The organism is Nitrospirota bacterium (assembly GCA_016178585.1).
Taxonomy (GTDB): Bacteria; Nitrospirota; Nitrospiria; order JACQBW01; family JACQBW01; genus JACOTA01.
In genome coordinates this window covers 1-6,647 of the sequence record JACOTA010000001.1, presented here as the reverse complement: position 1 = coordinate 6,647, position 6,647 = coordinate 1, and the positions used below count along the sequence as shown (strand labels likewise).

Annotated in this window: 8 protein-coding genes; 7 read left to right on the top strand and 1 reads right to left on the bottom strand. The window is 45.2% G+C overall.

Annotation, left to right across the window (positions count from 1 at the left end; all coding sequences use genetic code 11):
* The 5 genes from HYR79_00040 to rplT form a co-directional block, all read left to right on the top strand.
* The coding region (locus tag HYR79_00040; protein MBI1820075.1) for a group II intron reverse transcriptase/maturase at positions 1 to 376 on the top strand (376 nt) is incomplete at its 5' end.
* 96 nt (positions 377 to 472) lie between these two features.
* Positions 473 to 2,416: a threonine--tRNA ligase gene (thrS, locus tag HYR79_00035; protein ID MBI1820074.1), complete on the top strand. Its 1,944-nt coding sequence runs from the start codon at positions 473 to 475 to the stop codon at positions 2,414 to 2,416.
* A 27-nt stretch (positions 2,417 to 2,443) separates the two neighbouring features.
* The gene (locus HYR79_00030; GenBank protein ID MBI1820073.1) at positions 2,444 to 3,022 is read left to right on the top strand and encodes a translation initiation factor IF-3; all 579 of its coding nucleotides are present in this window, start codon (positions 2,444 to 2,446) and stop codon (positions 3,020 to 3,022) included.
* Positions 3,023 to 3,097: 75 nt separating this feature from the next.
* Positions 3,098 to 3,304 carry a 50S ribosomal protein L35 gene (gene rpmI, locus HYR79_00025; GenBank protein ID MBI1820072.1) on the top strand — a complete coding sequence of 69 codons (207 nt, stop codon included), beginning with the start codon at positions 3,098 to 3,100 and terminating at the stop codon, positions 3,302 to 3,304.
* A 130-nt stretch (positions 3,305 to 3,434) separates the two neighbouring features.
* On the top strand, positions 3,435 to 3,800 hold the full coding sequence (gene rplT / locus HYR79_00020) for a 50S ribosomal protein L20 (GenBank protein MBI1820071.1): 366 nt from the start codon (positions 3,435 to 3,437) through the stop codon (positions 3,798 to 3,800).
* A gap of 147 nt (positions 3,801 to 3,947) precedes the next feature.
* Here rplT and HYR79_00015 read toward each other — a convergent pair whose 3' ends face one another.
* Positions 3,948 to 5,189 (bottom strand): MFS transporter, encoded by a 1,242-nt coding sequence (locus HYR79_00015; GenBank protein MBI1820070.1) that lies wholly within the window; start codon positions 5,187 to 5,189, stop codon positions 3,948 to 3,950.
* A 272-nt stretch (positions 5,190 to 5,461) separates the two neighbouring features.
* On the opposite strand from HYR79_00015, the gene HYR79_00010 reads away from it, so the two are divergent.
* On the top strand, positions 5,462 to 5,971 hold the full coding sequence (locus HYR79_00010; GenBank protein MBI1820069.1) for a DUF5343 domain-containing protein: 510 nt from the start codon (positions 5,462 to 5,464) through the stop codon (positions 5,969 to 5,971).
* 3 nt (positions 5,972 to 5,974) lie between these two features.
* Entirely contained in the window at positions 5,975 to 6,529 is a 555-nt protein-coding gene (locus HYR79_00005; GenBank protein ID MBI1820068.1) for a hypothetical protein, read from the top strand.
* Positions 6,530 to 6,647: the final 118 nt, after the last annotated feature.

Below are 6,647 nucleotides of genomic sequence, written 5' to 3'. Positions count from 1 at the left end.
GAACCAGTTTCGCATGGGGAGGGGACGCAACATCGGCCAGTTTATTCAAGAACTCTGCCCGATCCTTCTGGGCTGGGTTAATTACTTCAGACTGGCAGAGGTTAAGGGTGTTTTTGAAGAACTGGACGGATGGATACGCCGAAAACTACGATGTATCCAGTGGAAACAGTGGAAGCGGCCCCGTGCGCGCGCAAGAAACCTGATGAAGAGAGGTTTGGATAAAGTGCGGGCATGGAAATCGACCTCAAACGGACGAGGCTCTTGGTGGAATTCCGGGGCGTCACACATGAATGAGGCCTTTCCGAAGTTATTCTTCGACCAGCTTGGACTTGTATCCCTGCTCGGACAATTACAGAAACTTCAATGTACTTTATGAACCGCCGTATACGGAACCGTACGTACGGTGGTGTGAGAGGACGGTAGCTGTAAAGCTACCTCCTACTCGATTACAGGACGATAAAAAACGAATTTTATGCCAGAAACAATCCAGATTACAGTGAATCATCAGCTTAAGGTGAACTTTCCAACAGGGATCACTTATCTCGAAGTTTTAGAAAAATTACCCAAGCCTTTTCATCAGGGCGTCGGGATAAAGGTCAACGGACAACTCAAAGACATTAGAGAGCCGATAAAAGAAAATATCGAAGCCGAGGTCCTGACGTTCGAAACCCGGGAAGGCCAGGATATTTTTCACCACTCCACCGCTCACTTGATGGCTCAGGCGGTTAAGGAACTTTTTCCGACCGCAAAGGTGGCCATCGGTCCTCCGATAGACGATGGATTTTATTACGACTTTGAATATGAACGCCCCTTTACGCCCGAAGACCTTGTTAAAATTGAAAATAAAATGAAAGAGCTGGCTAAAGCGGATGAACCTTATTTACGCGAAGAGATCTCCAGGGATAAAGCGGTGGATTTATTTCAAAAAACAGGAGAAGACTACAAAGTTGAAATTGTCGAAGACTTGGATCCTTCCTCTGCCATTACGCTTTACCATCAGGGCAGTTTTACAGATCTTTGCAGAGGTCCCCATCTGCCTTCAACCGGAAGAATTCCTGCTTTTAAGCTTTTACACACCGCCGGCGCCTATTGGAGGGGAGATGAAAAAAATAAAATGCTGCAGCGGATCTATGGGACTTCTTTTCCCTCTCAGGAAGCGCTGGACCAATATTTAAACCGTTTGGAAGAGATTAAAAAAAGGGATCATCGAAAGTTAGGGCGTGAGCTCGACCTGTTTAGTATTCATGAAGAGGTCGGACCGGGGCTGGTGCTTTGGCATCCCAAGGGGGCCATGGTTCGAAAAACAATCGAAGATTACTGGCGTGAAGAACATTTGGAAAATGGGTATGAACTGGTCAGCACCCCCCACATTGCCCGAATCGATCTCTGGAAAAAAAGCGGCCACCTGGAATTTTATAAAGAAAATATGTTCTCTCCGATCGAAGTGGACGGCGCCGATTTTGAGTTAAAGCCGATGAATTGCCCTTTTCATATTCTCATTTTTAAATCGAGGATTCGGAGTTATCGGGATCTCCCGATCCGGTTTGCCGAGTTGGGAACGGTTTACCGGTATGAGAGATCCGGTGTATTGCATGGGTTAATGAGAGTCAGAGGCTTTACTCAGGATGATGCCCATTTATTCTGCCGGCTGGATCAGATCGAAGAAGAGATCTTAAAGGTTATTCTATTTACCCAGGCAACCCTGAGTAAATTTGGGTTTGATGAATACGAAATTTACCTCTCCACCCGCCCGGATCATTATGTGGGAAGTTTGGAAAATTGGGAAAAGGCAACAGCCGCGCTGGAAAAAGGATTAAAAGACTCCGGTCTTTCTTATGAAATTGACCCCGGAGGAGGGGCATTTTACGGCCCAAAAATTGATTTAAAAATCAAAGACGTCTTGGGACGGTCCTGGCAATGTTCAACCATTCAGGTTGATTTTGCTCTTCCTCAGCGGTTTGACATCACCTACCGGGGAACAGACGGGAAAGAGCACCAGCCGATTATGATTCATAGAGCCTTGATGGGTTCCATTGAACGGTTTTTTGGCGTTCTCATCGAACATTACGCAGGGGCGTTTCCTGCCTGGCTGGCTCCTGTCCAGGTATCGGTCATCCCCATAACGGATAAACAGCACCCCTATGCAAATCAACTGTCAGCTGAATTAGAAAAAAAGAATATCCGGTTTGAAATAGACTCCCGGAATGAAAAACTCGGACAAAAAATCAGAGAAGCCCAGGTTCAAAAAATTCCTTACATGTTGATTGTCGGTGAAAAGGAGGTCCAGGCCCGGCAGATTTCCATCCGAAAGAGAAACGGAGAAGAACTCAAAAGCCAAACATTAGACCAGTTTATTTCCATTTTTAATCAAGATATTAATTCCGTCGGTGTCGCCGACGGGGTTAATGAAATTTAATAAATACTTGGTGAAGGGAGAGGTTATATCGCAAAATTAAACGTTAACCAGGGCATTAGGGCCAAAGAGGTTCGGGTCATCGACGCGGAAGGAACCCAGTTGGGGGTTATGCTCACCCGCGAAGCCATTAAAAAAGCAGAAGAAACCGGATTAGACCTGGTAGAAGTCGCACCCACTTCAAACCCGCCGGTCTGCAGAATAATGGATTATGGAAAATATAAATATGAACAGAGTAAAAAACAACATTCTGCCAAGCTTCATTCCAAAACGGCGCAGCTGAAGGAGATTAAGCTCCGGCCCTATACTGATATTCATGATCTGGAAGTCAAAATAAGACATTCAGCGGAATTTTTAGCGGAGGGACACAAGGTAAAAGTGTCATTGATGTTTCGTGGCAGAGAAAATGTCAATCAATCCATTGGCCGGGCATTAATGAATCGGTTCATGGAAAAAATCTCCGTTCATGGAACCATTGAACAGCTCCCTAAAATGGAAGGGAACACGCTGGTGATGATTGTTGTTCCAAAGTCGGATAAAGGCCCAAAAAGTCAAAAACCGCCGGCGGTTAAACCAACGGGACCACCAAAGGAAATTAAACAGGAATAAAATTAAACCTCAATAAAAAGACAAACCAGGTCCGGCGCGGAAGCCGCGGACAAGTTTTGCGGGAGATAGATGACAATGCCGAAAATAAAATCCCATAAAGGGATGGCAAAACGAGTAAAAATTACAGGAACAGGAAAGGTCATGGTGAAAAGAGCCGGGGAACGGCATTTGCTCACCACCAAAACGGGCAAAAGAAAAAGGAGTTTAAAAGTCGAAGGGGTGTTGATTCCGGCCGAAGAAAAAATGGTCAAGAAGCTCCTGCCTTACGGCGGCGGAAGATAAATTCAAAAGGTTAGATGCCAGGCGAACAAAGGCCTCGTACCGACGCATACCTGGTAAGTCCATGAGGAAACGAGAGCGGAGAGACACGGGGTAGTTAACCCATAATACAGAATCAGAAAAGGAGAATAAAATGCCTCGAGCTAAAGGCGGAACCAAAACTAGAGCACGACATAAAAAAAGATTAAAATTGGCAAAAGGGTACTACGGCGCCAAGAGCAAGCTTTTCCGATCGGCCACCGAACAGGTCGACAAGGGGCTTCAATACGCTTATCGGGATCGTAAAGCCAGAAAAAGGGACTTTAGAAGATTATGGATTGCCAGAATTAACGCGGCCGCCGGGTTGGCCGGAATTTCTTACAGCCGGTTTATCAATGCGTTGAAAAACGCGAAGGTCGGTTTAAACAGGAAAATGTTGGCCGAAATGGCGATTAACGATGAAGCCGGATTTAATAAAATCGTGGAGCTTGCCAAGCAGACAATCGCTGCGGCAGCTTAAACGGATTTTGCTTTACCAGCCGGTAGTTTTAAAAACTGCCGGCTTTTTCTTCTTTCCTTCCCTTGAATTTTGCAAAGACTCCGCAAAATTTTCATCTAGACCGTTTTCGACCCCGCTTTTTGTAATCAAAATGACCTTTTTTACCTTCTAATGCAACTGCTTCAGATCGAGTTTCCGTAATTTGGGAGCAAGGCGTGCGGTTGTCGCCACCACAATCAAGGTCATCAGGCCGCCGAATATAACCGATGGGACCAGACCCATTAAGCGGGCAGCCAGGCCCGATTCAAAAGCTCCAAGCTCGTTGGATGAGCCGATAAAGATTCCGTTAATGGCGGATACGCGTCCCCGCATCTCGTCGGGTGTCATCAGCTGGAGAATGGTCGTACGGAGGACCACCGATACACCGTCGAAAACACCAGACAACATCAGCATCAGGGCCGCCAGCCAGAAGGAACTGGTTACGGCAAATGAAATAATGCAGATGCCGAAACCGGCAACGGCCGCAAGGAGAAGACGACCCGCATGCTTGTTTAAGGGGCGTCGCGCGAGAATCATGCCGGTTACGATAGCCCCGGTAGCAGGGGCCGCACGGAGGATACCTAAACCTTCCGGTCCGTAATGGAAAATATCATGGATAAAAGCAGGCAACATGGCGACCGCCCCGCCAAAGAGCACTGCAAACATATCAAGCGTTTGAGCGGCGAGGATAATCTGATTGCTGAAAACAAAGCGGAGCCCCTCTCCAATGCTTGAAAAAACAGGCGTCGGCCTGGCAGAAGGGTGTTCACTAAGACGCAATGAAAGCAATGTGATTGTAGCGCAGATGGCCAAAACCGCCGATACCAAATATGCGGCGGTAATGCTGGCCCATCCGACCACGGCGCCCCCCAGCGCGGGGCCGACGATCAGGCCAACCTGAAATGCCGAACTCCCGATCCCGGCAGCGCGGGCGTAAAGCATCCGGGGGAGGATCATGGCAAATAACGCGTTGTATGAAGGACCGATAAAGGCGCGTGCCAACCCCACGCAAGCAATCGAGCCATAAATCCAGACCGTCGGATTACCTCCCGCCCTGCCAGCCGCAACAGCCGCTAAAACGAGCGCATTCAAACCTGTTGCGGCAGAGGCCAATACCCCAAACATCCGGCGCGAATAATAGTGATCTATTGCATAACCGGCAAAGAGCGCAGAACAAAAATAGGGGACCACCTCGGCCAAACCGATTAGTCCCAGAGCCAAAGGATCGTGCGTCAATTCATAGACATGCCAACCGACTACCACCGCCATCATCTGGTAAGCGAGAACAATCTGGACACGGAAAGCCATCAACTTAAGAAAACTCCGGTGGCCAAGCGGTGATGTTGTCGATGTCAAAGGGGAACCTTGCATAATTTTTATTTCTTAACCCGATTCACTCTCCTGAAATTTCAGGCAGCGAGGGAGAAGTTGATAAATTTCCGGATTATCCAGAAACCTTCAATATCCTTCGCAGGGTCTGGGATCAGGTCTATTTAGTTGACACGATTGATCTAAGACATTAAGTGATCAGTTTGATAACAGTATGTACAAAAATGACAAGAAAAACGCTGTTTTGATCAATAATAGCGCGGTCATTTTAACATACGACTATATGTTTCTCAACTAAAAGCGGTTATCTTCAGGTGCATAAAATCGTTTTCAACACGGACTATCAAGGGTTTTCTGCATTTTCGTTCAGACACTATTTAGATCAGACTCAATCAAGGATTATATTGGCAGAGGCCATAAGGGAAGCATATAGCGATTTATTTAACATAAATAAAAAAGCCTATGAGTTATCAATTAAAGAAGTAAAAAATAAACTAAAAACATTAACACATGGGAAAAAATCTGAAAAAGTAATTGGATTGATGGCAGGGACATTTAAGAAACTTTGTGAGTTAGCAGACTGGTCAAAACCTAGAGAAGGTCATCAAGAAAAGGCGCATACAAAGGTCGAAGAACCAATTCATGAAAAAGGCCATGTAAAAGCTGAGGGACTAATTCATGAAAAAATTGAAATTGAAAAGAAAATTGATGAAGACAAAAAGAATATAGAACTTCACTACAATATTCAAATTCATCTTCCAGATTCTCGTGATGCTGCCGTGTTTGACGCTATTTTCCGAAGCTTAAAAGAACATTTATATTAGAATATGGAAAAAATATATTCTTTTGTATTTAGAGGACTTCTCACAGAAGAAGCATTAGATAGAAATGGAAGAAAGAATCCAAAAAAATTCTCTTCTCATCTAGAAGAGGAAGTTGCTCAGAGATTATCGCTGAATCTTATTGACGAGGAGTACATAGCCGCTGCGAGAGAAATGTCAACCGTATTTACTGCGATCACGGCTTTTGAGAATTCAGTAAGAGAGTTAGTTTCTAAGAGATTATTAGAGGAAAAGAAGGAAAATTGGTGGGAAGAATCAGTATCTGAAAAAATTAGAAAGAAAGCAGAGTCTAGGAGGGATGAAGAAAGTAAAACTCGGTGGCATACTCCGAGAGGAGAAACCTTAATTCATTATACTGACTTTGGAGATCTTGTTTCCATTATTCAGAATAACTGGCTTTTATTTGAAGACTATTTTCCATCAGTGGAATGGGCACGTCAAATTTTAATGACGCTTGAATATTCAAGAAACGTTATTATGCATAGTGGACAGCTGGGACGCGTTGATATAGAGCGAATAGTACTACAGCGGATCTTTTAACCACTGGCAATTGAAGCCAACAGCTTTTTCCTATGTGAGCGATAGGCAACATGGTTTCTCCTTGTATGGTACCTTACAATTTCCAGTGCATGTGAGATCGTAAGGGTTCTGTGCGGTA

What these genes read in the sequence shown, in the direction of transcription:
- thrS (MBI1820074.1), top strand. Translation starts at nt 473, where the DNA reads ATGCCAGAAACAATCCAGATTACAGTGAATCATCAGCTTAAGGTGAAC.
- HYR79_00005 (MBI1820068.1), top strand. Translation starts at nt 5,975, where the DNA reads ATGGAAAAAATATATTCTTTTGTATTTAGAGGACTTCTCACAGAAGAA.
- rplT (MBI1820071.1), top strand. Translation starts at nt 3,435, where the DNA reads ATGCCTCGAGCTAAAGGCGGAACCAAAACTAGAGCACGACATAAAAAA.
- rpmI (MBI1820072.1), top strand. Translation starts at nt 3,098, where the DNA reads ATGCCGAAAATAAAATCCCATAAAGGGATGGCAAAACGAGTAAAAATT.
- HYR79_00015 (MBI1820070.1), bottom strand. Translation starts at nt 5,189, where the DNA reads ATGCAAGGTTCCCCTTTGACATCGACAACATCACCGCTTGGCCACCGG.